The organism is Sporocytophaga sp. (assembly GCF_017745095.1).
In the GTDB taxonomy this organism is placed as follows: domain Bacteria; phylum Bacteroidota; class Bacteroidia; order Cytophagales; family Cytophagaceae; genus Sporocytophaga.
The window spans coordinates 388,725-413,630 of the sequence record NZ_JAGHZZ010000004.1; the positions used below are offsets into that span (position 1 = coordinate 388,725).

Annotated in this window: 19 protein-coding genes; 17 read left to right on the forward strand and 2 right to left on the reverse strand. The window is 36.8% G+C overall.

What is annotated here, in order from left to right:
* Positions 1 to 137: 137 nt before the first annotated feature.
* The 6 genes from J7604_RS08655 (at position 138) to J7604_RS08680 (ending at position 11,135) form a co-directional block, all read left to right on the forward strand.
* A complete protein-coding gene (locus J7604_RS08655) occupies positions 138 to 2,348 on the forward strand; it encodes a hypothetical protein (protein WP_293894142.1) in 2,211 nt (736 codons plus the stop codon).
* Between the two features lie 49 nt (positions 2,349 to 2,397).
* Positions 2,398 to 4,197, forward strand: a complete 1,800-nt coding sequence (locus J7604_RS08660) for a hypothetical protein (protein WP_293894145.1) — start codon at positions 2,398 to 2,400, stop codon at positions 4,195 to 4,197.
* Positions 4,198 to 4,216: 19 nt separating this feature from the next.
* Positions 4,217 to 5,266 (forward strand): hypothetical protein, encoded by a 1,050-nt coding sequence (locus J7604_RS08665; protein WP_293894148.1) that lies wholly within the window; start codon positions 4,217 to 4,219, stop codon positions 5,264 to 5,266.
* Between the two features lie 15 nt (positions 5,267 to 5,281).
* The gene (locus tag J7604_RS08670; protein WP_293894151.1) at positions 5,282 to 7,222 is read left to right on the forward strand and encodes a hypothetical protein; all 1,941 of its coding nucleotides are present in this window, start codon (positions 5,282 to 5,284) and stop codon (positions 7,220 to 7,222) included.
* Positions 7,223 to 7,361: 139 nt separating this feature from the next.
* Complete coding sequence (locus tag J7604_RS08675; RefSeq protein ID WP_293894154.1) at positions 7,362 to 9,689, forward strand: glycoside hydrolase family 3 N-terminal domain-containing protein; 2,328 nt, start codon at positions 7,362 to 7,364, stop codon at positions 9,687 to 9,689.
* Positions 9,690 to 9,773: 84 nt separating this feature from the next.
* A complete protein-coding gene (locus J7604_RS08680; RefSeq protein WP_293894157.1) occupies positions 9,774 to 11,135 on the forward strand; it encodes an NAD-dependent succinate-semialdehyde dehydrogenase in 1,362 nt (453 codons plus the stop codon).
* Here the strand turns inward: J7604_RS08680 and J7604_RS08685 are convergent.
* Together J7604_RS08685 and J7604_RS08690 are read right to left on the reverse strand one after the other, a co-directional pair.
* A complete protein-coding gene (locus J7604_RS08685; protein WP_293894160.1) occupies positions 11,128 to 11,856 on the reverse strand; it encodes a YdcF family protein in 729 nt (242 codons plus the stop codon). The two genes, J7604_RS08680 and J7604_RS08685, sit on opposite strands and share 8 nt — an antisense overlap.
* A 73-nt stretch (positions 11,857 to 11,929) precedes the next feature.
* Positions 11,930 to 14,965, reverse strand: a complete 3,036-nt coding sequence (locus tag J7604_RS08690) for a M4 family metallopeptidase (protein WP_293894163.1) — start codon at positions 14,963 to 14,965, stop codon at positions 11,930 to 11,932.
* A 300-nt stretch (positions 14,966 to 15,265) separates the two neighbouring features.
* Between J7604_RS08690 and hutH the strand changes: the two genes are divergently transcribed.
* The 11 genes from hutH to J7604_RS08745 all read left to right on the forward strand — a co-directional run bounded on the left by hutH (position 15,266) and on the right by J7604_RS08745 (position 24,906).
* Positions 15,266 to 16,804, forward strand: a complete 1,539-nt coding sequence (gene hutH, locus J7604_RS08695; protein WP_293894166.1) for a histidine ammonia-lyase — start codon at positions 15,266 to 15,268, stop codon at positions 16,802 to 16,804.
* Positions 16,805 to 16,941: 137 nt separating this feature from the next.
* Positions 16,942 to 17,670 carry a 3-oxoacyl-ACP reductase FabG gene (gene fabG, locus J7604_RS08700; RefSeq protein WP_293894169.1) on the forward strand — a complete coding sequence of 243 codons (729 nt, stop codon included), beginning with the start codon at positions 16,942 to 16,944 and terminating at the stop codon, positions 17,668 to 17,670.
* Between the two features lie 26 nt (positions 17,671 to 17,696).
* Positions 17,697 to 18,917, forward strand: a complete 1,221-nt coding sequence (locus J7604_RS08705; RefSeq protein ID WP_293894172.1) for a beta-ketoacyl synthase — start codon at positions 17,697 to 17,699, stop codon at positions 18,915 to 18,917.
* A 20-nt stretch (positions 18,918 to 18,937) separates the two neighbouring features.
* Positions 18,938 to 19,198, forward strand: a complete 261-nt coding sequence (locus J7604_RS08710; protein ID WP_028979585.1) for an acyl carrier protein — start codon at positions 18,938 to 18,940, stop codon at positions 19,196 to 19,198.
* A 2-nt stretch (positions 19,199 to 19,200) separates the two neighbouring features.
* Complete coding sequence (locus J7604_RS08715) at positions 19,201 to 20,076, forward strand: lipid A biosynthesis acyltransferase (protein WP_293894177.1); 876 nt, start codon at positions 19,201 to 19,203, stop codon at positions 20,074 to 20,076.
* Positions 20,073 to 20,981, forward strand: coding sequence for a dialkylrecorsinol condensing enzyme DarA (locus J7604_RS08720; RefSeq protein WP_293894180.1), 909 nt, complete (start codon positions 20,073 to 20,075; stop codon positions 20,979 to 20,981). The genes J7604_RS08715 and J7604_RS08720 overlap by 4 nt, the downstream gene beginning before the upstream one ends.
* Positions 20,982 to 21,146: 165 nt before the next feature.
* Positions 21,147 to 22,283: a beta-ketoacyl-ACP synthase III gene (locus tag J7604_RS08725; protein WP_293894183.1), complete on the forward strand. Its 1,137-nt coding sequence runs from the start codon at positions 21,147 to 21,149 to the stop codon at positions 22,281 to 22,283.
* A gap of 18 nt (positions 22,284 to 22,301) precedes the next feature.
* The gene (locus J7604_RS08730; RefSeq protein WP_293894186.1) at positions 22,302 to 22,760 is read left to right on the forward strand and encodes a hypothetical protein; all 459 of its coding nucleotides are present in this window, start codon (positions 22,302 to 22,304) and stop codon (positions 22,758 to 22,760) included.
* Positions 22,761 to 22,768: 8 nt separating this feature from the next.
* Positions 22,769 to 23,161, forward strand: coding sequence for a hypothetical protein (locus J7604_RS08735; RefSeq protein ID WP_293894189.1), 393 nt, complete (start codon positions 22,769 to 22,771; stop codon positions 23,159 to 23,161).
* Between the two features lie 8 nt (positions 23,162 to 23,169).
* Entirely contained in the window at positions 23,170 to 24,165 is a 996-nt protein-coding gene (locus J7604_RS08740) for a BtrH N-terminal domain-containing protein (protein ID WP_293894330.1), read from the forward strand.
* A gap of 3 nt (positions 24,166 to 24,168) precedes the next feature.
* The gene (locus J7604_RS08745; protein WP_293894192.1) at positions 24,169 to 24,906 is read left to right on the forward strand and encodes an ABC transporter ATP-binding protein; all 738 of its coding nucleotides are present in this window, start codon (positions 24,169 to 24,171) and stop codon (positions 24,904 to 24,906) included.

The following is a 24,906-nucleotide window of genomic DNA, read 5'->3' on the forward strand; positions in this document are numbered from 1 at the left end:
AATCGAGGGGATTTGGCTGAAAGAGCTTTTACTATACTAATACAAAGAACTTATATAAAAGTTCATACGAATTTGATGTATTTAATTTACTTAATACAAAATAAGAATTTAGTTCACTTAAATAAATTGTTTATCGTTTGAAAACGCGTACTAAACTAATCATCTTTTTATTGGCATGTTTCCCGGGGTTTTTTGCCTTTGCGGGAGATCCACCATCTGAAAAGGAAAAGAGCTCAGCGCCAATGCTTCTCAGAAAATTGCCTGTTAAAAAATTACTGGGACTTAAATCAACTGCTTCGAATGCGGAAACTCCTGCCGGAGGCTACAAGAGGTGGTCTGGTTTAAAATATTCCGGATATGTGAGATCCTTTACACAGTATCGTGTAATGCCTACCCATTATACAAGCAATCCTTCCTTATCTGAAAAATCATTGGTTTTCAATGGTGTTGAAGCATACAACGGGTCGCTTCAGGGATACCAGGAACCATTGTTTTTATTAAGACTTGAAGGAAATCCTACAGCAAGAACATTCTTTAAAGTAGAATATGCTATGGATAACCAACTAACCGGAATTATAAAAGATAACGGTGGGGTTATTGAAGGAACAAACACTGCTTACAACAGAAGGATTTCTACCTATAGAATTTTGCAGTTTGAAGGAGGAGCAAGCACGGGAATTGGAGATTTTAAACTAACAGCAGGTGGTGGCGTTCTTTGGCACAGAGTGAGCCCATTTACATTCTGGAACTATGAGTACCGCGATGACCTTTTTGAGCGTTATCCATGGGAGCCGGAAGGTGCATCATTTAACAGATACAACCAGTTCTATGCAACTCAAAACATTGCCAGAGATGCACGTTGGGGAAACACTGCAACTCAGGGCTTTATTTTAGAAGCTAAAAACTTACCATTAGGATTTGGGGGTAATATCGTTTATGGAAAAACTGATAATAGTGGTGGATTTACAGCTGTTAAAACCAAAAGCCCAAGAAACCTGGTAGCAGGTAGAATAGATAAAGGTTTTGGAATGCACAAATTCGGTCTTAACTATTTTAATCAGTTTGGATTTTTGGATATTCAAGAGCTTTTCCGAATCAGACAACAAATCGCGACAATTGACGGAAGAATGAATCTTAATAATGTTAAGATTTATTTTGAAGGTGGAGTTGGTCGTTTTCAAGACTTCATAGCACAAAGAGATCAGGATGGAGTAATTATTAATAATTATTCTAAAAGCAATGTCCTTGCTCCATTAGCTCCAGTCAATGTTAAGGAAGGTCAAAATTATGGTGTGGATTATAACTGGGCACCTGCTATCATGACACAGATCGACGTGACTAAAGAAGCTTTTAATGTGCCGGTTAACCTAATGTTGTTTTACATTGACAAAGCTGTAACTAATATCAATAGCCAGGTTATGAATACTGCTAACCCCCATGCACTGGGAACTGCAGAAAACATAGGTTCAATTTATGATATAACTACTTACTACGGTGGTGTAACAGATATTCAGCAAATGGCCAATAACAGATGGGGAGGATATTTGAAGCATGAAGATACTTATGGTAAATTGAAAGTTAATATTGGTACAGGCTTCGCACAGGAGATTGAAAACCTATACGACTCTATAAGTTTCCAGCATAGAGCAAACTCTTTTACAAGATCTAGATTTGCATTTTTTACAAGAAACAATGGCCCGTATTCTAACATAATGAATATCTACAGAAGGGCTTTTGAAGTAATGGCAATTACAGATACGATTAGTGATTATAAAAAAGGTTTTAATAGCATTGATCTTAATCTAAAATATAAACTTTCATTTTTGGGTAGAGAATTAATTCTTGCTAACTACAATAATTATAGCTCTGTTCAGCCTGGGTTTTCTGCGATACCAAAATTCTCTGACGATGCTTTCTTACGCTATTTCTACGAGGAGTTCATGGCATTTTATGCTTTGAGACCAAAACTTACTTTGATAGGATTTGTAAGTTATGAAAGAGCATTAGGAAATGATAGAACAAGTCAGGCATATGTTGCTGACGACCCAAACGGTTTATTTAAAAAGGGAGATTTGATTGCCGGTGAAAATGGAAAGCCTATTTCCAATGCTCAGAATCTGCAAAATATTACAGAATATAATGCAGTCAACGTCAATCAAAAGACTTTTGTTGAAGGAAAAGGCATTAATCAAAGAGGTTACGGTTTTGGATTAGGATTCGATTACGATTTTTCTGGTAGAGCAGGTCTTTATGTAAGACACAGAGTGTTTAGTCACAAAGATGTAAATTTTATAAAAGATAAATTTAATGGTCAGGAGACTACTGTCGAACTGAAAATATTCTTTTAACTATTATTGAAAAAATTAAGAACTGATTTAAATGATAACATATAATATAATGAGCAAGAAATTTTTACTTGGTTTAGTAATTTTTATTGCTGTCTGTTTACAAAATGCAAATGCTCAGACAGTTTATTTCAATGGTCTGGGAAGAGCACTTGTAACGACTGATCAAATGAAAGGTAATGCATTAACTGTCAATCAAGGTGGGGTTCCTAAACCTGACACTCTTTCTGGAAGAAGAGCAACAGGAGGATATACAATTTTTGACCTAGGTGTGAATGCTCAACCTAATGAAAACCTTAGAGCTAGCGCTATCCTTAGGATAAGAAATGATTTTGGGGGATTTTATGGTAACGGTAGTTCTGTATTCTTTAGACAGTTACGTATTGATGGGGTTATTGCAAAAATTGTAAAATATGAAATTGGTGATATTGATTTAGGTTTAACACCATATACTCTTTATAATTTCGATGAGTCTTATCATGATTATGAAGCTGATGTATTTGCAATCAGAAGAAGTATAGTGAATTATGAAAACTTCAATTTTGGAAATAAGTGGAGGCTTCAAGGTGCTCATGCAAATGCAAATTTCAGATTCACAAAAGGTATCGAAAAAATTGGAGTGAGAGTATTTGCTGCCAGAGCTGGTAAAAAAGATGTTTTGGATCTGGTAAATCCAGATAGAGTTAACTGGGGTGGAAGAGTAGATCTTGTTCAAAGTAGATTTTTCCATATAGGTGCAAACTATATCCAGATGCTTGATTTGGCAGGAACAGTTCCTGTAAATTCCTTCGAATTTGATAATAAAGTAGGAACAGTTGATTTTAAGGTTGGATATGACAATGATCAGATTGGAGCTTTCGTTTATGGTGAAGCGGGATTTTCTAAATATTCATTCTTCAAGGCTCTGAATGATACTACTGTAAAGAAAGACGGAAATTTTTATGATATCGGTGTGTCAGGAGAATATAAACCTCTGAAAATAAAAGTATTCGCTTCATACAGAAACGTAAGTGATAATTTTAATAGTCCAGGAGCACAAACAAGAAGAATCTTTGATTACGGAGTCCCTGATTTATTTCCATCAATAAAAGGAGGTCCGGATGCAAATGGTGTTCAGGGAATCAGACAAGTTGGGTTGCTAGATAGAATTTCTGATGAAAGTGTTAGAAACTTAAATATCATGCCGGTGTTAATGGCTTATAGACCTGAATATAATAATATAACACCTTATGGTACAGCTACTCCTAACAGAAAAGGTATATCGTTCGGAGCTTCTGTTGGTGAAATGGAAAAAGTAGTAAAAGGAGATGTGAAAGTAGATTTACTATCTGAAGTTGTCGGAGAAGGATCTACAGATACAAGAAAATTCACTGGTGTTAGAGGAGGATTATTTTTTAACATTAATAAGCTGATTAACTGGGAAAGAGCACTTGGAATCAACTTTGGTTATAGATATGAGCATACAAAAAGAGACGGAGGAAATCAGATTGATCTGAAAAGTTCGTTATTAGATGCAGGAATAAATGTAGAGGTAGTTAAAAGTTTTGATCTGATTGCTGGCTATAAAATGCTTAGTGCAAAAGGAAATGAATATATTCTTGTGAGAAATGAATTTAATACACTTGTTACTCCAGTACAAGCTTATAGTGATGTAGATCAGCCTAATACAATCCTTAGCCAAGGATTTAACCAAGGATTATTAGCTGCAGGTATCAGATACAGATTTACTAAAAACACATATTTCACTGGACAAGCAGTGTTCTATAATAACAAAAGTAAATTACAAACATCTTTAGGAGATTTTGATTACAAAATCAACCAAATTTTCTTAAATTATACAATGGTATTCTAAAATTTAAAGACCATTTATTATGAATAGATTTAGAAAAAATGTACTGCTAGGATTTTCAGCTATTGCTGTTATATTTTCTGTCAGTTGCAAACGCGATAAACATCCTGAAAATCTGATTGGACCAGAATACAAAAACGCTGATCCGGGATTTTATGTGGTAAATAATTCATTTACAGCAGCACCTTCGGATCTAATTGATTTTACAAAAACTCAAGTAGGCTTTAATGCCCAGTTTTCTCAGGAGGTTACGTATTTTCTGACACTTAGAAGTGAAAAAGGAGCAAGTGTTACCTTTACTGACAAAGCAGCAGATCTGAGTAAGGTTAAATGGGATGGAGGACATAATGGTCTTTATTTCTTTAACGCAAATGATAAAGTGTTTGCTGAATTAAGTTTTTTAGGAAGTAATGTTAAGCTACAGGATACTTTAACAGTTAAGACACCTAAATCTTATGGAAGACTTGTTGAAGATTTTGAAGCTGCAACCCCTGGACATTTAAAATTTCCTGCTGGCTGGTATACTTTTGGAAAAGAGGCAAGTGCAAAAGCAGTTGATGAAGACAAATACTATAATGGTGTTGTAGCATTTGCTGCAAATAATCCGAAAACAATTCAACCTCCTTCCGGAATCAAATACTTTAAAGTTATGGGAACTGATGCCAACGTTGACTTTTTTATAGATGGCGCAGGTTTTATCAGTAGACTAAATTTAGTTACCGCTAATACAGATAGCATATATTTTAATATGTTTGTTTATGGTACAGGTAATGTTTCTGACAAAGGATCCATAAAAATTGGAGAGGATGATAATGGTAAAGGAGGGGTTCAGGATTTAGTTGAAGATGAGCTTTTCTATGACTTTAAAATCAACTGGACCGGTTGGAAGCTAGTATCTGTGAAATACAGTGATTTCTCTTTCACTGCTGCTAATACAGGAAATAGAATTAGAGAGCCTAAAAAAGCAGGTAAAATGGGATTTGCACTATTGTCAGATCCAAGTGGGGCTAAGACGAGTCTGATCTTCGACTACCCAATCTTTACCTACGGTAAACCTTTACCTCAAAATTAATAAGGAAATTAACCAATGAAGAAATTCTTTAAATATTCAATAAAGGTACTTTTATTACCTGTCATATTCAGTGGCTGTGTAAGCCTTGAGAAAGCCACACTGGATGACAGTCATCAACTTGCTGTAGCTGAAGATCCTGAGTTTGGAACCCCGGTTTTAAAATTTAATAAAGGAGTTGTAGAAGGATTTTCAAATGAAATCTATAGCTGGTGGGTGGCAAACGACCAATTGGCCTTGGCCAAAAAGGGAGATACTCTTAAAATTGTTATGAAAAATGTGGGTCCGAAATGGGAATGTTTCGGAAGCCAGATAATGATGCTGGACTTTACTGAAGCTTCGGTCCTTAAATTAAGAATGCGTTCTGAAGGCGCAACTGCTCCTAATGTAAGTATCAGATTCCGTGATGCTAATGGGTACATGGCTGATATGATACCAAATGTTAAAGTACCCAAAACTGGCCCATATCAGGATTTTTACTACAACTTTACAGGCAAATGGAAACAAGCATGGCCTGAATCTAAAGATGTAGATCCTAGAATTATCAATGAGGTTTTATTCTTTATCAATGGAGGAGGGTCTCCTTACACGGGAACACTTTATATTGATGAAATAAAAGCTATTCCTCTTTCTGAATTACCTGCTGCTGGTCCTGCTGCTGTCGGTGGAGTCATTGATGATTTCTCTGAACCAATTGATTCTTGGTGGGCTGCAGATAAAATAAATTTGATGACCGAGAGGGAAGAACTTGCGATCACAGCTACTGGTGCAGGTCCTGGATATGAGTGCTTTGGTAGAGCATTTACAGTTAAAGATTTTACAAAAGCTGATATTGTAAGAGTAAGAGCAAAAGCTATTGGAGACAGCGAGCCTATCCTTAGAGGTGATGTTAAAGATGCCGATGGTAGAGTTACCAATGCCAATGTAGTTTCTCACAAAATTGCTTTGAATGAATACAGAGATTATTTCTATGATTATAATGGGAAATTCTCTCAGGTTTATCCAGATAATCAAACTGTAAATCCTGCTCAGATTAAGGATATCTTATTCTTTATTAACCCAGGTGGACCAGCATTTGAAGGAAAGATTTATGTTGATGAAATCGAAGTAATTACAAGACAGAAGTACAATGAGTTAACAGGTCAGGGAAAAGTTGAGGAGAAAAAAGATGAATCATCATCTTCGTCATCTTCTTCTAATACAACAACTCCTTCAACGGAAACTGCAGAAGCTAAGGAAGCTCCAGCGCAACCTGTAGCTGAAGCACCTGCTGTTAAGGAAACTACTAAACCTAAAGAAGCTCCTAAAACTGCAACTGCTACAACAGAAAAGAAAGCTGTAACTGCAGAGAAAAAAGCTGTTGTAGAAACTAAACCCGTAGCAGAGAAAAAGGAGGAAGCGCCTGCAATTCTTGAAGCTACTGTGAAAGCAAAAGAGGAAGAAGTGGTATCAGCTTCTTCTACTCCTGTAAATTCTAAAATTGTTAATCTTGATAATTTCAAGGATGGGATTACAAAGTGGTATGGCGGAAGTGATAAAGTGAAACTTTCAAAAGCCGGAGAAGATCTGAAAGTAGAATTGAATGGAGTTGGTCCAATGTATGAAACATTTGGAAGAGGCTTTTTATCAACTGACTTTACAGAAACACCTGTTGTTAAAGTAAGAGTTAAAGCTGATAAAGCAGGTCAATTAAGACTTGATGTAAAAGATATTGATGGGTACTCCACAAATCTTAAGCCTGTAGTGCAGACTATTGCTGCTGGAGCTGATTTTGTTGATTTGTATTTTGATTTTACTGGTAAATTCGAACAGTCTTTCCCTACTAAACAAAAAGTAAATCCTGCTAAGATAGTTCAAATACTATTTTATGTTAATCCTGGAGGAAAAGCCTATACAGGAAGTCTAGTGATTGACGAAATCAAAATGATGACTGCGGAAGATGCAAAGGCAAAGAAATAATTTAGCCTGAACCATTTTAACTCTACCATTATTTTTCGGATTTAAATAAAAATATAATTAGCTTTGAAGCTGTTTCCGTAAGGGAACAGCTTTTTCTTTTTATTAAACTTATCTTAAAAAGCATCATTTAAAACATTTTATGGAGAAACGTTTATTTTCATTGAAAACCTTGATCGGTTCAATGATATTTTTAGCCACCTTGCTAGGCCCCGCTTATGGGCAGAAAAAAGGATCTAAAACTCCTGCGGCTTCTGCACCTGTTGTATTGACAGATGCCGAAGTGGAAGCCAAAGTTCAGGAACTGTTGGGTAAAATGAGTATTGAGGAAAAGGTTGGCCAGATGACTCAGGTGAACCTTAACGTTGTCCTTAAAGGCGGTTACGGTAACATGGATGGAACTATTGATCCTGAAGCTTTAAGAAAAGCCGTAGTGGATTATAAAGTTGGTTCTATACTTAATGCAATTAACCATGCATACTCTGTTGAAACATGGCATCAGATCATTACAGCTATCCAGGATGTTGCCACTAAGCAAACTGCTAATAAAATCCCTGTGCTTTATGGTATCGATGCTATCCATGGTGTGACTTTTACTTCGAAGTCAACTTTATTCCCTCAGAATATTGGAATTGGAGCAACTCGTAACCCTGAGCTATCAAAACTTGCAGGAGAAATCACTGCTAAAGAAACAAGAGCATCTGGTATCAGATGGAATTTTGCTCCTGTTTTGGACGTAGGTAGACAGCCACTTTGGCCTAGATTCCCTGAAACTTATGGTGAAGATGTTTACTTAGTAAGCCAGATGGGGGTTGCTTCTATCATCGGAATGGAAGGTGACGGAAACCTTAACAGAATTGACAGAGTGTCTTCATGTATGAAACACTATATCGGATATTCTTTGCCTCTATCTGGTAAAGACAGAACTCCTGCTTATATACCTGAAAGAATTTTAAGAGAATATTTCCTCCCTCCATTCAGAGCTGCTGTAAATGCGGGTTCAAGCACTATCATGATCAACTCAAGTGAAATTAATGGTGTGCCTGTACACGGCAGCAAATATTTATTGACTGATGTGTTAAGAAAAGAACTGGGCTTTAAAGGCCTTGCTGTTTCTGACTGGGAAGATATTATCAGACTTCATACTAAACATAAAGTTGCTCAGACTCCTAAAGAAGCTGTTAAACTTGCTGTAAATGCTGGAATTGATATGAGCATGGTTCCTCACGATTATTCATTTTATGAGTACCTTGTAGAACTTGTAAAAGAGGGTGCTGTTTCTCAGGCGAGAATCAACGAAGCTGTTGGAAGAATTTTAACTCTGAAATTCAGAACCGGACTTTTCATCAATGCATATCCAGAAAAAGATGCAATGAAGAATTTTGGTTTGCCTGAATATAAAACTGCTGCATTAGAAGCTGCAAGAGAATCTGTAACCCTTTTGAAAAACAAAGAAAACATTCTTCCTCTTGCTAAAGGCAAAAAAATATTAGTTACTGGTCCTGCAGCTAAATCAATCACTGCTCTTAACGGTTCATGGTCTTATACTTGGCAAGGAAATGAATCTAAATATTATCCAGATACTACTGCCTATATTTTCAATGCTATAAAAGCAAAAAATACAGGTGGAACAACTCTATATGCTAAAGGATCGGAGTTTGATAAAGAGGCAGATGCTAAAAAAGCAGTAGAGCTTGCAAAATCTGTTGATTATGTTGTGGTATGTATTGGTGAAGATGCTTATGCAGAATCTCCTGGAGTTATCGATGAACTAGACCTTCCAGAAGCTCAGCAAAAATTAGTAGCTTCTCTTTATGAAGCTGGTAAGCCGGTAGTAATCGTTCTTGTAGAAGGAAGACCTAGAATTATCAGAAAAATTGAAGACGGTGCAAAAGGTATCATTGATGCTTATATCCCAGGAAGTCAAGGCCACAACGCAATTGCTGAAGTCCTTTTCGGTGATGTAAACCCAAGCGGTAAGCTGCCATTCTCTTATCCAAGATTTAGTGGAGATATTATTCCTTATGACCACAAATACAGCGATAAAGTTACTGAACTTTCTCCTGGACAAATGGGAGAAGGTGGATATAAACCTCAGTGGCCATTCGGTTTTGGTTTGAGCTATACTAAATTTGAATATTCAAACCTTAAAGTAAGTTCTCCAACACTTAAAGGAAACGGTTCTATTAAAGTAACTGTAGATGTGAAAAATGCTGGTTCAAAAGCTGGTAAAGAAGCTGTAGAACTTTATACAAGAGATCACTTTGCTACAATTACTCCTTCATGGATGAGATTGAGAAAATTCAAGAAGATTTCTTTGACTCCAGGACAGACTCAAACTGTAGAGTTTGAACTTACCAAGAGTGACCTTGCTTTCATTGGCATGGACGAGAAAACTTTCATAACTGAGCCAGGTGCATTTGATGTAATCGTTGGCGAGCAAAAAGCTTCATTCAACTACGAAGACTAATCCAAAATAAAAAAAATAAAAAAGGGCTTTCCGAAAGGAACAGCCCTTTTTTATTTTAGTTATTCAATTATTAATTTTTCAACTATGGGAAAAATAAAATCTGTAAATCCCTTTTCAGGGCAGCTATTGAAAGAATATGAGTCTTATTCTGATGATAAAATGAATGAGGTTTTGGCTTTTTCGGAAAAGGCTTTTAAAGTTTGGAAAGACTATTCTTATGAAAAAAGAAGTTCTTTATTCAATAAAATAGCTGGAAAACTCAGGGAGAAAAAAGGATATCTTTCTATTCTCATGACTTCCGAAATGGGCAAACCCATAAAGGAAGCAGAAGCAGAGATAGAGAAATGTGCATGGGTTTGTGAATACTATGCTGAGAATGCCGAATTTTTCCTTAAAGACGATTTGATAATTTCTGATGCTTCTGAAAGTTATGTTGAGTTTGATCCATTAGGATGTGTCCTTGCAATTATGCCATGGAATTTTCCCTTTTGGCAGGTATTCAGATTTGCTGCTCCGACAATTATGGCTGGAAATACAGGTATCCTGAAACATGCTTCCAATGTACCTCAATGTGCATTGGCGATACAAGATTTATTTGAAGAAGCTGGTTTTCCCAAAGGAATATTTCAATCTGTATTAATTTCAGGAGAAGAAACGGACAAACTTATTGCCCACAAAACAATTAAGGCTGTGACTCTTACTGGGAGTGAACAGGCAGGTATGAAAGTGGCAGCATCAGCTGGTGCGAATCTTAAAAAAACTGTCCTTGAGCTGGGAGGTAGTGATCCCTTTATTGTTCTGAAAGATGCCAATATTGAAGATGCAGCTATGTGGGCGGTAAAGGCAAGAATGATAAATAATGGTCAAAGTTGTATCGCCGCTAAACGATTTATTGTAGTGAATTCAGTTAAAAATCAATTTGTTGAGTCAATGACTAAGGCAATAAGTGGTTTAAAACTTGGAGATCCATTGTTACCAGAGATTCAGGTTGGACCACTTGCAAGAAAGGATCTGGCCGAAAGTCTTTTTGGTCAAGTTCAAAAAAGTATAGCATTAGGAGCTTCTGTGGTAGTTGGAGGAATACCTCCGAAAGGTGCTATGTTTTCACCAACAATACTTGAAAATGTTAAACCAGGTATGCCAGCTTTTGATGAAGAGCTTTTTGGCCCTGTAGCTGCCATTATAAGTGTTACGAATGAACAGGAAGCGATCAATATGGCAAATCAAAGCAAGTATGGACTTGGAGCTTCTATTTGGACAGAGGATTTTGAAAAGGGTAAAGCTTTAGCGCGACAAATAGAGTCCGGTTCAGTATTTATCAATGGAATGGTAAAATCGGATCCAAGACTTCCATTCGGTGGAGTTAAACTTTCCGGATATGGAAGAGAGCTTGCTGCATTTGGTATCAGAGAGTTTGTAAATATTAAATCAGTTTGGGTTAAGTAGGAATACTGTAACCCATCATTCTATAAACCCAATATCCTAATACTTCATGTATTAACAGACTCCACTTTGAGAGCGCCCTTTCTGAAGGAATTATAAAATAATCAGGGGTAAATTTACCATCGGTAGAATAATAGTCTGCGGGATATGGTGTAACTGCAGTACCTACTTTTTTAAAACATCCTTTTGCCCTTTTCATGTGAAATGCAGAGGTAACAAGTAGGAAAGGGCCTTTTAAATTTAGTGAATCAATTATTTTTTTTGTAAACAATGCATTCTCTCTTGTATTTCGGGATTCTGTCTCAAGAATTATTGCATTTGAAGGAATTTTTGCATCGAGAAATGTTTTTTTTAGACTTTCAGCTTCCGGAATTTGCTCTCCGATCATCAATGCAGCGCCTCCTGAAATGATGGTAGATTTTACTTTACCCGCTCTATATAACTGAAGGGTGTGAAGAACTCTGTCAGCTCCTTTATTATAGTAAATACGATCTTTGGGAGACTTGTTTGACTCTGTTACTCCTGTGAGTAAGATAGCTGTATAGCCTGTTTGCAGATTAGCTATTGAAACGGGTGGTTCTTCCCAAAATAAGAGGGCTTTATTAACAATGTATTCATTAGAGAAAAAAAGAAGTAATAATGTCGCAGAAATAACAGCTATTTTTTTTCTTCTAACATCTCTGGTGAATAATGAATAAATAAGAATGCCAATGATCCAGATCATTGGCATTACTAAGTAGAATAATATTTTGGATAGTATAAAGAACATTCCAATTCGTATTTGCGAGAACTCTAATCTATAACTTCAACAATTTGGATGTGAATATACCATCTTTTGAAACGATTTGAATAATATAAGTACCTGCTTTGAGCTCAGGCAATGTAAGTTTATGCTGGATGAAACTATTCAGATTCAGTTTTTCCTGATATATATTCTGACCTAAATTATTGATCAATATAATCTCAGCCTCGCCAATTGGATTGAAGTCAATAGTTAGTTGGTTGTCAAACGGATTTGGATAAATTCTAAAGTCCTGAGACTTTGTTTGTGGCTCATTACCAAGAACCCTGGCTCCGTTTGCATAGTAATTAAAATATTTTCCGGTAATGGTTGGGTCATAGAATCCATCGATCGGAGTAATTTTATCTACATCCATATTTACATAAGCAAAGACTGTATCTTGTATTCTTGCACCCATTGTAGTAAAACCAATTTTAGTGTCGGATTTATTAAAGCTTGGAAAACATAACATCCCATTATTGCCATTCAGGATAAAATTACCTTCAGATGTTTCAAGGTTAGTAGAGACCATATCCACATAGCCGACAGATTCATCTATTATCTCATACACAATAATATTTGGTGAGTTTTTGGAAAATGAAGGATTACCAATGCTAATGTCTTGGGGAAGGTCGGCATAGAGTTTGGTTACAGTTCCATCAGAAAAATCATTTTCAGCATTGTCCCATACTTTTATAAAATTGACATCCCAGAATACTACACTATCCTTGTTCCCTTTGATAAGATTATAACAATCATACATAATCCTTTCTCCAAAGTGATCCCATTCCAGGGCATCAGCATATTTGGGACCGTTAGATTTAATTTCTACTGAATCCGGAGTGAAGGTTGGGTTGTATAAAATAAAGCGTATCCATGGAGATCCTGCAGAAGTTTTCCTTACATAAATAGAAGAATCCTCATCATCGGTTACTGCAGCTATTTTAGTCCCGTCTTTTGAAACGGATACATTATTCCACTTTCTTGAATTATCAAAGGTTACTTCTGAATTACCGACGGTGTATATCTGTTTAATAATACCTTCCGGCGTGACAAAATACATGACACTTCCATTATCGGAGATACTTGGTTTTCTTCCGACTTTAGTAGAAGTTATCAGAGTTTTTGTTGAAGTAGCTGTTTCTATGGTTTCAAGCCTGTAATTGTCTTTTAATGTTTTAGTCACAAGTAGATACTCATCTCCTGGATTTTCAGGAAGGCTTTCCTCAACTTTGGTTGCCTGTCCCTCAAAAATTCCAACCTGATCAAAAGCAGATTTGGCTTGAGTAACTTCATTGGAGTTTTCTCCATAAAGTTCAGTTGCTGCACCAACTACAGATATTCTCAGGTCAATAAAGCGAGAAGAGGCAAACAGATATTTAGTCATAGCCAGATAATAAACCTTTTCGGCTTTTTCTTTGGTGACCTGGGTTGCAAATAAATAAAATGCCTTGTTTGGAATACCACTGTTTGTATGCACACCTCCATTATCACTAGTAGTATTCACGAACTCATCCATATGTTGTGGTTGCCAGCAATAATCAGTTTTGGTAGTCCCACCATTATGAGGATTGGATAAATCTCTCAATGCCCCGGAAGGGAACAAAGTTAAGTTTTTTGTAATCGCTTCTCCAATTTGCCAGTCATCACGATCAACCAGGGAACCGAAAATATCTGCTAGGGACTCATTGATAGCGCCAGTTTGCCCGGAATATTTAAGGTTGCAGCTATTTTGGATCACGCCATGCGTCATTTCATGTGCAGCGACATCAAGAGCTCCAGCCAAAGGTTTGAAATAAGAGCCTCCATTACCATATGCCATAAGCTTACCATTCCAGTAAGCATTTTCCATAGATTTCCCACCATCAGTTACGTTTATAACCGATATAATATTTCCACCTTGTCCATTCAGTGAGTTGCGATTATGAGTATTTTGGTAATAGTTATAACAAATTTTGGCATTGCTATGAGCTGATACTGCAGTTGGCGTCCAAGAGGAAGCAGTAGTAGATGTTATCTGCGCAATGCTGGTAAGGTCTGTATTTTCAGCACTCATCGTCCATATAGCACCTACAGGTTGTTCTGGCAAATCTGATTTTGTAGCATTGAACATAGGAGTAGAGGTATCAATAAGATAATAGGTCGTACCGTCCAGATAGCTTATTACTGACTGGTTAACTCCATTCAGGTCAGGTGCCGAGCCAGTTGCATGCACTGCTGTACATGTATGGTTTTCTTTAAAGATTATTTTTCCTGTAACAGCACTTACATAATAGTGATAGTGATCGATTAGATTAGGTCTTATGCTAACCTCCCATGCCAACTCATACAGTTTAATCATTTCGGATCTCGGCACAATTACAAGAGTTGCTTCAGGGCCTTCATATTCGAGTATCTGTTGTTCCTTCGCGGTTAAAGTCCTTACAGATATTGTTTTTTTGAGATCGTAAACAGCAGTTTTAATTACCTGTTCTACACTAACAGATGGGGTTGTATTAAAGTTAGCATCTACGTTTTCAATTTGTCCATGAAAAGTATGGTTGCCATCCTCTCTTAGGTGGATAATACCATCCCCCCCTAATACTGGAACCCCGCCAACCTTTTGTGTAAAACGAATATGTCTTAAATCTCCTTCTTCAGTATTTTGAATTTCAAATTCATTGGCACTGTTGCGAAGTTTTAACACAGGGTTAATTTCATTAAGAAAGTTTGCAGCTTCTTTTTTGCAAAGCTCGGGGACAATCAGGGAAAGTTTTCTAGTATTTTTGGCTCCTGATGATTTTCGCTTTATAAAGTAAGGGGTCTTTTTTTCCTGATCAAAGGAAATCAAAAAGGCTAGATTTTCTGGACTTGCAGGAGCGCTATAGAGTAGGTAAGGAAGAGCATTCCTATTTAGTCTACCATCGATTGTTATATCTGAAGCTTTTCTGACGGATGCATGTGTTTGTGGCTTTCTTTTTTTTGCAGAAAATAAATCAGGGTTGGTATTTTGAGCAATCGCTACTTTCAGAATCAATACTGAGAGTGAAATAAAAAAGGTTAATTTTTTCATCTTAAATAATTAAGTATTGAGGTATTTGGATGATCAAACGATTGAAATCGACGTATTTTTATTAATGAAGTTTCATTTTGAATATACTTTACGCAACTTTGAAGAAAATTTTTTTTAAAGGTCGAAAGTTACATTAATTTTGAACCCTGATTTTTAATCAAAGGTAAAAAAGCTTATGTCCCTGGAAAAGTTTTAAGTTTTTTTACAATTAATCATATTGGGAACTAATATTGTTTTTTTACGATTTACCGCTTCTATAGGGTTAGTAAAAAATAATCTAAAATTGATTTTATAAGTCTGATGGTTACTATTGGAGAAAAAAAGCTCGATTTGTCGGAAATTGAAAGAATATTGACGGGTAAAGAGCTTATTGAAATTCATACATCTATTGAAGAAAGAATAAGAAAAAACCATGATTTTTTGAGCTATTTTTCAAAAGATAAACTGATATATGGAATCAATACTGGATTTGGGCCAATGGCTCAATATAGAATTGACGAAAAGGACCAGATAGATCTTCAATACAACCTTATAAGAAGCCATTCTTCAGGTGTTGGAGCAGTATTGCCTGATATATACCTGAAAGCTGTTATGATAGCTAGGCTTAATTCACTTTGCCAGGCATGTTCAGGTATTCCTAACAGTGTAGTTACCCTGTTGAAAGATTTGATTAATAACGAAATATATCCGGTTATATTTGAACATGGCGGTGTGGGAGCGAGCGGTGATCTTGTTCAGTTGGCTCATTTGGCCCTTGGCTTGATAGGAGAGGGAGAGGTTTCTTCAAAAAAACAGCTACGACCTGCTGCCGACGTTTATAAAGAGTATAAAATTTCCCCTTTGAAGGTAAGTGGGAGAGAAGGCCTTGCCATTATGAATGGTACTTCATGTATGACAGGAATAGGATTGGTAAACCTAATCCAAGCTCAAAAGCTGGTAGATTGGAGTACCTATGCATCCTGTATGCTGAATGAGCTTGTTAATTCATATGATGACCATTTTTCTAATGAATTAAATCAGGTAAAAAGGCACAGAGGCCAAAGAGAAATAGCCGAGTCGATGAGAAATATTCTTCACGACAGCAAGCTTACACGAAACAGGCAGAAAGAGCTTTATAAAAAGAAAGTAGAAGAGTATGTGCTAGAAGATAAGGTACAAGAGTACTATTCACTAAGATGCGTTCCTCAGATTCTGGGACCGATTAAAGACACGATCACTTATGCAGAAGAAGTTTTAATAAATGAATTGAATTCTGCAAATGATAACCCGGTAATTGATTCAATTGCAGAAAACGTATTCCATGGAGGTAATTTTCATGGGGATTACATTTCTCTAGAAATGGATAAATTAAAAATTGCTATCACGAAGCTTTCTATGCTTGCAGAAAGGCAATTGAATTACCTGATGAATAATAAGCTGAACGGTAAAATTCCTCCATTTGCAAATCTTGGAAAGTTAGGCTTGAACTTTGGAATGCAAGGAGTACAGTTTACTGCAACTTCCACTACTGCAGAAAATCAGGTTTTAAGTAATCCAATGTATGTTCACAGTATTCCTAATAATAACGATAATCAGGATATTGTAAGCATGGGGACCAACTCAGCTTTACTTACTAAAAAAGTCATTGAAAATACCTTTGAAGTATTATCAATCGAGATGATGTCCATTCTTCAGGGAATAGATTACCTGGGAATTTCTGACAAACTATCGGGCAAGACAAATAAGGTTTATAAAGCGTTAAGGGAAATTTTCCCAAGGTTTGAGAACGACCTTCCTAAATATGGTGATATTAAAAAAGTCAAACAGTATCTGATTGATAATAAGCCTGATAATGTTTGAAAAATAGGGAAACCCTTGAAATAAGGGCTGGGTAGAAATATATTTTATTATATTTGTAGATAATGTCTACACTTATCCTAAATCATTAACCTGATTTGCAGGAAATTGTTTGAAAGAAATAATAAATTTTTTAAATAATGAAATACGCTTTAGTTACAGGAGGTTCAAGAGGAATTGGAAGAGCTGTGTGTCTGAATCTCGCAGAGATGGGCTATAAAATTCTCATCAATTTTCAATCAAATGTTCAGGAAGCAGAAAAGACACTTGAACTAATAAGAGAGAAGGGAAGTGATGGTGAACTAATGCAATTCAATGTTTCTAAAAAAGAAGAAGTTGAAGGTGTCTTGGGGAGCTGGCTCGAAAAAAATCCTGATAAAGTAATAGAAATTTTAGTCAATAACGCTGGAATCAGAAAAGATAATCTTCTGATGTGGATGAGTGAAGAGGAGTGGCATGGTGTTCTTGATATTAGTCTTAACGGCTTTTTTTACATAACCAGACTGGTTGTGAAGGGAATGTTGGTTAATAAATATGGAAGAATTGTAAACGTTGTATCTCTATCAGGAATCAAGGGAATGCCGGGACAAACAAATTATTCTGCGAGCAAAGCAGCAATAATAGGAGCAACAAAAGCCTTGGCTCAGGAAGTTGGAAGAAGGGGAGTCACCGTCAATGCTGTAGCGCCAGGCTTTATTGTAACAGATATGACAAAAGATATTAATGAAAAAGAATTTAAATCATTAATTCCTTTGGCCAGATTTGGAACTGCGGAGGAGGTTTCGAATGTTGTATCATTTTTAGCCTCAGACAAAGCATCATATATTACCGGAGAGGTAATATCTGTAAATGGAGGATTGTATACCTAGTATTTAATAAGAATCACCTAGTATAAATGAACAGGGTAGTTATTACTGGAATCGGTATTTATTCCTGCCTGGGAACAGGACTGGATCAAGTGCGCGATTCTCTTTTCAAAGGAAAGTCAGGAATTGTATTTGATGAAGAGCGAAAAATTATGGGTTTTCGTTCGCCACTTACTGGTATGGTTGAAAAACCGGTTCTAAAAGGAATACTTGACAGAAGACAAAGAATAGGTCTGGCAGAGCAAGGTGAATACGCTTACCTATCTACTTTGGAAGCAATAAAAAATGCTAAGCTCGATGAGGAAATTATTGACAGAAACGAATTTGGCGTGTTGTTTGGCAATGACAGTTCTGCAAGAGCTGTGATTGAAGCAACTGATATAATAAGAGATAAAAAAGATACTACACTTGTTGGTTCAGGTTCTGTATTTCAGTCAATGAACTCTACAGTAACCATGAACCTTGCAACAATATTTAAGCTCAAAGGTGTAAACTTCACAGTTAGTGGTGCCTGTGCCAGCGGCTCTCATGCTATCGGAATAGGTTATTTTCTGATCAAACATGGGCTTCAGAAGGGGGTAATTTGTGGAGGCGCTCAAGAAATCAATCCGTTCTCAATGGGTAATTTTGATGCGTTAAGTACGTTTTCAGTAAGAGTTGACGAGCCTACAAGGGCATCAAGACCTTTTGATAAAAACAGAGATGGTTTAGTCCCTAGCGGTGGTGCTGCTACTGTAATTATTGAAAGCTATGAATCGGCAATAGAAAGAGGTGCGCCGATCCTTGCTGAAATTATAGGATACGGTTTTTCTTCAAACGGAGGCCACATCTCGCAACCAAATGTTGAAGGTCCCGTAAGGGCTCTGGAAATGTCATTGAGGGATGCAGGAATTCCAGCAGATTTAATAGATTATGTAAATGCTCATGCAACATCTACACCTGTAGGCGATATGTATGAAGCAAGAGCTCTGGATTCTGTTTTCGGAGGTTCCAAACCACTAGTAAGCTCAACCAAGTCTATGACAGGACATGAATGCTGGATGGCAGGAGCAAGTGAAATAGTGTATTCATTGTTGATGATGCAAAATGATTTTGTTGCACCAAACATTAATCTTGAAACCCCTGACGAGGATTCCGCAAAACTAAACATCGCTACAAAAACAGTTGAAAAGAATATCGACACATTGCTGTCTAATTCATTCGGCTTCGGAGGAACCAACTCCTCACTAATATTAAAAAAGGTAAAATAAAAAACATACTTAGAGGTAAAATGAAAAATCAGGAAATTATTGAAAAAATTAATGGCTTTTTGGTTGAAGAGTTTGAGGTAGATGCTGATAAAATAACTCCCGAAGCTAACCTGAAAGAAACCCTTGGTCTTGATAGCCTGGACTATGTAGACCTTGTAGTTGTTATTGAAAGTAATTTCGGATTTAAAGTTAAAGGCGAAGATTTCGTTGGAATAGTTAACTTCCAGGATTTTTATAACTACATTTTAAGTAAGGTTGGCGAGAAACAGGAAGCTAAGTAATAATGGCCTGGAAAGGAAAAACCCAGGGTTCCTTATTAGGACACAAAATATTTGTATTCCTGATCAGGCACCTTGGTCTTAAAATCGCATACCTGGTACTTCGGTTTGTTGCACTTTATTATTTGTTTTTCTCATTAAAGTCAACAAAATCATCATTCCATTTTTTTAGAGAAATTCTCAAATATAAGTACTTCACAGCCTGGCTTAAAGTATATAAAAACTATTATGTTTTTGGGCAAACCCTGATAGACAAAGTTGCTATTATGGGGGGAATCAGAAATAAGTTTACCATTAATCATGATGGTCAATTTCATCTCAGGGAAATCGCAGCTCAAGGTAAGGGTGGAATTTTTATCAGTGCTCACATCGGAAACTATGAAGTAGCAGGGCATCTCTTGAATGAGATCAAAGCAAAGATAAACATAGTTATGTTCGATGCAGAGCATGAAAAAATTAAAAGTTATTTCTCTGAAATATATGGAGAAAGACCTGTTAATATAATCCCTGTTAAAGACGATCTTTCTCACATCTTCGAAATTAACAAGGCTTTAAAAAATCAGGAAATTATCTGTATCCATGGAGACAGATATGTAGAAGGGGGAAAGGTAATTACAACTGATTTTCTTGGAAAAGAGGCTCTATTTCCACTTGGTCCTTTCCAGCTTGCAAAAGCTTTAAAAGTTCCTTATAGCTATGTATTTGCTGTGAAAGAGACAGATAAGCATTATCACTTCTTCGCAACACCACCAAAGATTAGCAATGGAAATGTGGAAGAAATGGTGAGGGAATATGTGACAGAAGTGGAAAGGATGGTAAAAACTTATCCGGAACAATGGTTTAATTTTTATAACTTCTGGGCAAAAAACTCGCATTCATGAAAAAAGTACTTGTTCTTTGGTATTCACAAACCGGTCAATTGACAGCAGTGGTGAAGTCTGTTTGTTCAGGAATGAATAAAAAAGATGTAGAATTTACTTTTGAGCAACTTCAACCGGAAAATAACTATAACTTTCCCTGGTCTGCAGATGAATTTTTAGACGTGTTTCCTGAAACAGTTCATCAGGAATCTATAAAGCTGAAGCCTTTACAAATAGAGAATTCCGATTTTGACCTTGTAATATTTGGATATCAGCCATGGTATTTGTCACCTAGTTTACCTGCGTGCTCATTTCTCCAAAGTGACGAAGCAAAAAGAATTTTAAAAGGTAAGCCGGTCATAACAGTTATAGCTTGTCGCAACATGTGGATTTCGGGTCAGGAAAAGGCGAAAGCTTATATAAAAGCTGCTGGTGGGAATCTTGTAGGGAACATTGCCTTGTTCGACAAATCACATAATCTGGTAAGTCTTGTTACGATCATTGGCTGGCTGATGAAAGGAAAGAAGGCAAATTATTGGGGATTTTTACCGGCTTCAGGGGTAGCAGATTCAGATATTAAAGGAGCTTCGGCGTACGGAGAGATCATCTATAAGTATTTATCCGGAAATCAATTGGATAACCTTCAGGATTCTCTGGTGAAAGCAGGTGCTGTAGAAATCAAACAGCCATTGATGACCATGGAAATGACTGGGTCTAAGATATTCAAAATATGGGCTAAAGCTATAAGCAAATTGGGGAGGTCAGGGAGTCCAAAAAGAAAAGCAGCTTTATCATTTTTTCTATATTATCTAATATTTGTGATCATCATTGGTACTCCAATTATGTTTATGGTCGCAAATATTAAAAGAATACTGCTTTGGGCGCCAATGAAAAGGAAAGTGGCCTATTTTTCCGGGGTGAAATAGAGCTATTCTCAATCCAAACCGGCACTAAATTTAATATTTTAAGTATTATTTTTAGCGATTCTTAAGAGGAAATCCATTAGTTTTACTGTTTGTTTGACTTAAGCGTTTAGTTGACTGCGGGTTTTCCACCGGTTCAATTAGAGTTTTTCATAAGAGAAGTTATTAATGAAGGAAGTATTTATAACAAGGGTTGCGAAATATTTGCCTAATAATCCGGTTTCAATTGATGAAATGGAGACTTATCTGGGATTTATTAATGGCAAACCTTCGAGAGCTAAGAAGATAGTATTAAGGAATAATGGCATTAAAACACGATATTACGCGCTTTCCAAAGAGGGTAATATAACTCATAATAACGCTCAGCTGGCAGCGGAAGCTGTCAGATCTTTATTTGACAGTTCTTTTAATCAGGATGATATAGAGCTGCTTGCTTGTGGTACCTCATATCCTGATCAAATTATGCCATCTCATGCAATTATGGTTCACGGATATTTGGGAGGGAGACCGATGGAAACTTTCTCTCCAATGGGAAACTGTTGTTCGGGGATGCATGCGCTAAAGATTGGCTTTATGTCTATCCAGGCAGAAAATACTTCTAATGCCGTGATCGTAGGGTCAGAACTTTGTTCACCTATGCTTCAGGCTAAAAATTATGAAGAGGAAGCAAAAAAGATCGGGGAAATGGAGGAAAACCCAATTCTCGCTTTTGAAAAAGATTTCCTGAGATGGATGCTTTCTGACGGGTCCGGCGCTTTTCTTTTGGAAGATAAACCTGCTGAAAAAGGTTTGTCACTTAAGATAGAATGGATAGACAGCATTTCTTTTGCAAATGAAGTAGAGACATGTATGTATGCTGCTTCTGACAAAGATGAAAATGGAAATCTCATAAGCTTCAAACAAATGGATCCTAAAGTAATTGCCGAGAACTCTGTAATGGCAATGAAACAAGATGTCAAATTGCTTGATCAGCATATTTCTCTTTTAGCAGCGAAGGCTCTAAAGGGAATCTGTAAGAAGAGAAATTTTGATGTTAAAGAAATCAAGTATGTACTTCCCCACCTTTCATCAGAGTTCTTCAGATTTAAGATTGCAGAAGAATTAATAAAGTATAATCTTGAGATTCCTCAGGAAAAGTGGTTTACAAATCTTACCAGTGTCGGAAATATCGGCGCGGCTTCAGTGTTTGTAATGGTAGAGGAAATTTTAAGTTCAGGGAAATTAAATATAGGCGATAAATTATTGCTGGCAGTTCCTGAAAGTGCACGGTTCTCATATTCGTATGCACTTCTAACTGTCTGTTAAGTTTTAAATTTTATTAAAATGAATACCAATAGTCCAATTTACGAAGGCGATGTAGTTATTAACATGGTTCCTCAAAAAGAACCATTTGTAATGGTAGACAAGCTTTTGTTTTCTGATGATGTAAAAACTGTAAGCGGACTGACCTTGAAAGAGGATAATATTTTTTCTTATAACGGCTTTTTCAGAGAGCCTGGGCTAGTGGAAAACATGGCTCAGACGGCTGCCCTTCGCATGGGGTATGAAATTAATAGACAAAAATCTGACAATAACGGTGAGTTAAAAGGCGCTCCTGTAGGCTACATTGGAGCAATTAAAGGATTGAAGATTCATTCACTGCCTCCTGTCCATTCTGAGCTAGTGACTGAAGTGAGATTTGAAAATGAAGTAATGGGAGTCCTGCTTATTAAAGCATTTTGCACTTGCAACGGAAATGCAGTGGCTGAATGTGAAATGAAAATTTTCGTCAAAAAAGATTAATAGCTTTTATGGAAAAAGATCAGGTTCCTCAAGATCATGGTGTCCTGGAAGGCGTCAGGAAGGTTATATATGCAACTGATAAAAATGGCACTTATACTAAAGTAAAGACTGCTGGTTGGGAACCTGAAAATGTCGCTCTGGATCAAGCCTGGGAAGTAATCAATGAAAAGGTTGAAGCTGCCAGACAAAAAGTATTGGCAGGTAAAGCCAGTCCATTGCTTTTTCATCTTGAAAAAAATATGATCACCAAAGGTATGCTTGCAGAACTAAGCGGCATTTCGTGGTTCAAAATTATCTGGCATTTGCGTCCTTCCGCATTTGCAAAGTTGAACCAGAAGACCCTTGAAAAATATGCTCGTGCTTTGAATATTTCTGTGGCACAACTAAAAAAAACTGAATAACCTTGGAAGTGCAATTTGAACATAATCAGAGTGCGCACTGTGAAAATGGCGCAGTATCTAATCTATTGAAGTTTCATAACCTTGGAATTTCTGAACCAATGGTTTTTGGTATAGGTTCAGGTCTGTTTTTTAGCTACCTGCCATTTGTTAAACTAAATGGATTACCTGTTACATCCTACAGAATACTTCCAGGATGGATATTTAAAAGGGTAAGCTCCCGGCTTGGGATTTCAATTCACTCTACAACTTTCAGAAGTGAAACAAAAGCAATGGAAGAGCTGGATCGTACATTGGAAAAAGGCTTGCCTGTTGGGTTATTGACAAGTGTGTTTTACCTTCCTTATTTACCTAAAGCTTTAAGATTTCATTTCAACGCTCATAATATTGTTGTTTTTGGAAAAAGAAACGGAAAATACCTTGTGAGTGATCCTATCCTTGAAGAAACTTGTGAAATAGACTATGATGATTTGGTGAGAGCCAGATTCGCCAAAGGGACAATGCCTCCGAAAGGAAAGATGTATTACCCAACTGTAGTGCCAACTTCATTTGATTTTAAACCCGCTATAGTGAAAGGAATCAAGCAGACAGCAGGCGATATGCTGAATGTACCTATTCCACTTTTTGGCGTAAAGGGAATCAGATTTCTGGCTAAAAGCCTGAAAAAATGGCCGGATAAACTTGATGAAAGAAGAGCTATTTTATACCTGGGTCAGGTAATAAGGATGCAGGAAGAAATCGGAACCGGAGGCGGAGGGTTTAGATTTATATTTGGGGCGTTTCTTCAGGAAGCATCTAATCACCTTCAGCAGCCATGGCTTCAGGAAGTAGCTCAGGAAGTTACTGAAACCGGAGACAGATGGAGAGATTTTGCATTTGAGGCGGGAAGAATCTGTAAAGGAAGAGCTTCTTCCGCAGTATCTTATAAAACATTATCAGATATATTACTGGAATGCGCAGATCGTGAGAAGGCAATATTTACCAAACTGAAAAAAATTACCTTATAAAAAGTGGTTCAGGTAAATAATCTTTTCAAAACCTATAAAAAGGGATTTGCTCCTGCGCTCTCGGGGGTAAATCTGACAATTCAAAAGGGCGATTTTTTTGGATTACTTGGTCCTAATGGAGCAGGAAAAACAACTTTGATTTCCATTATCTGTGGATTATCACCTGCTAATATCGGCACAGCTTATATGAATGAAACCGATATTTTAAGATATCCAGAGAAAATAAAAAAATACTATGGCCTGGTTCCGCAAGACATAGCTTTGTATCCTTCACTGACTGCGGAAGAAAATCTACGTTTCTTTGGTCGCATGTATGGCATACCTGGAAATACTATTAAAAGTGAAGTCGATTTTTGGCTTCCTAAAATGGGGCTGTCGAATCACCGTCACAAAAAAATAAACGAGTACTCTACAGGCATGAAGAGACGGGTGAATCTTATTGCCGGTATCCTTCATAAGCCTTCCATCATAATTCTTGATGAGCCTACAGTAGGCGTCGATGTTCAATCCAGAGTGCTTATTTTGGAAACATTAAAAGAAATTAACAGCAAGGGAACTACTGTAATTTATACAAGTCACTACCTGGAAGAAGCCGAAGATCTTTGTAACAGAATTGCTATCATCGACAAAGGAAGAATCATTAAAGAAGGAGAGCCAGCTCAACTGATAGCTCAGGAAAATCCATGTTCTAATTTGGAAGACCTGTTTATTAAACTTACAGGAAAGGAATTAAGAGATTAG

What these genes read in the sequence shown, in the direction of transcription:
- fabG (WP_293894169.1), top strand. Translation starts at nt 16,942, where the DNA reads ATGAAATACGCTTTAGTTACAGGAGGTTCAAGAGGAATTGGAAGAGCT.
- J7604_RS08725 (WP_293894183.1), top strand. Translation starts at nt 21,147, where the DNA reads ATGAAGGAAGTATTTATAACAAGGGTTGCGAAATATTTGCCTAATAAT.
- J7604_RS08670 (WP_293894151.1), top strand. Translation starts at nt 5,282, where the DNA reads ATGAAGAAATTCTTTAAATATTCAATAAAGGTACTTTTATTACCTGTC.
- J7604_RS08660 (WP_293894145.1), top strand. Translation starts at nt 2,398, where the DNA reads ATGAGCAAGAAATTTTTACTTGGTTTAGTAATTTTTATTGCTGTCTGT.
- J7604_RS08665 (WP_293894148.1), top strand. Translation starts at nt 4,217, where the DNA reads ATGAATAGATTTAGAAAAAATGTACTGCTAGGATTTTCAGCTATTGCT.
- J7604_RS08730 (WP_293894186.1), top strand. Translation starts at nt 22,302, where the DNA reads ATGAATACCAATAGTCCAATTTACGAAGGCGATGTAGTTATTAACATG.
- J7604_RS08675 (WP_293894154.1), top strand. Translation starts at nt 7,362, where the DNA reads ATGGAGAAACGTTTATTTTCATTGAAAACCTTGATCGGTTCAATGATA.
- J7604_RS08720 (WP_293894180.1), top strand. Translation starts at nt 20,073, where the DNA reads ATGAAAAAAGTACTTGTTCTTTGGTATTCACAAACCGGTCAATTGACA.
- hutH (WP_293894166.1), top strand. Translation starts at nt 15,266, where the DNA reads ATGGTTACTATTGGAGAAAAAAAGCTCGATTTGTCGGAAATTGAAAGA.
- J7604_RS08735 (WP_293894189.1), top strand. Translation starts at nt 22,769, where the DNA reads ATGGAAAAAGATCAGGTTCCTCAAGATCATGGTGTCCTGGAAGGCGTC.
- J7604_RS08710 (WP_028979585.1), top strand. Translation starts at nt 18,938, where the DNA reads ATGAAAAATCAGGAAATTATTGAAAAAATTAATGGCTTTTTGGTTGAA.
- J7604_RS08715 (WP_293894177.1), top strand. Translation starts at nt 19,201, where the DNA reads ATGGCCTGGAAAGGAAAAACCCAGGGTTCCTTATTAGGACACAAAATA.
- J7604_RS08685 (WP_293894160.1), bottom strand. Translation starts at nt 11,856, where the DNA reads ATGATCTGGATCATTGGCATTCTTATTTATTCATTATTCACCAGAGAT.
- J7604_RS08680 (WP_293894157.1), top strand. Translation starts at nt 9,774, where the DNA reads ATGGGAAAAATAAAATCTGTAAATCCCTTTTCAGGGCAGCTATTGAAA.
- J7604_RS08705 (WP_293894172.1), top strand. Translation starts at nt 17,697, where the DNA reads ATGAACAGGGTAGTTATTACTGGAATCGGTATTTATTCCTGCCTGGGA.
- J7604_RS08690 (WP_293894163.1), bottom strand. Translation starts at nt 14,965, where the DNA reads ATGAAAAAATTAACCTTTTTTATTTCACTCTCAGTATTGATTCTGAAA.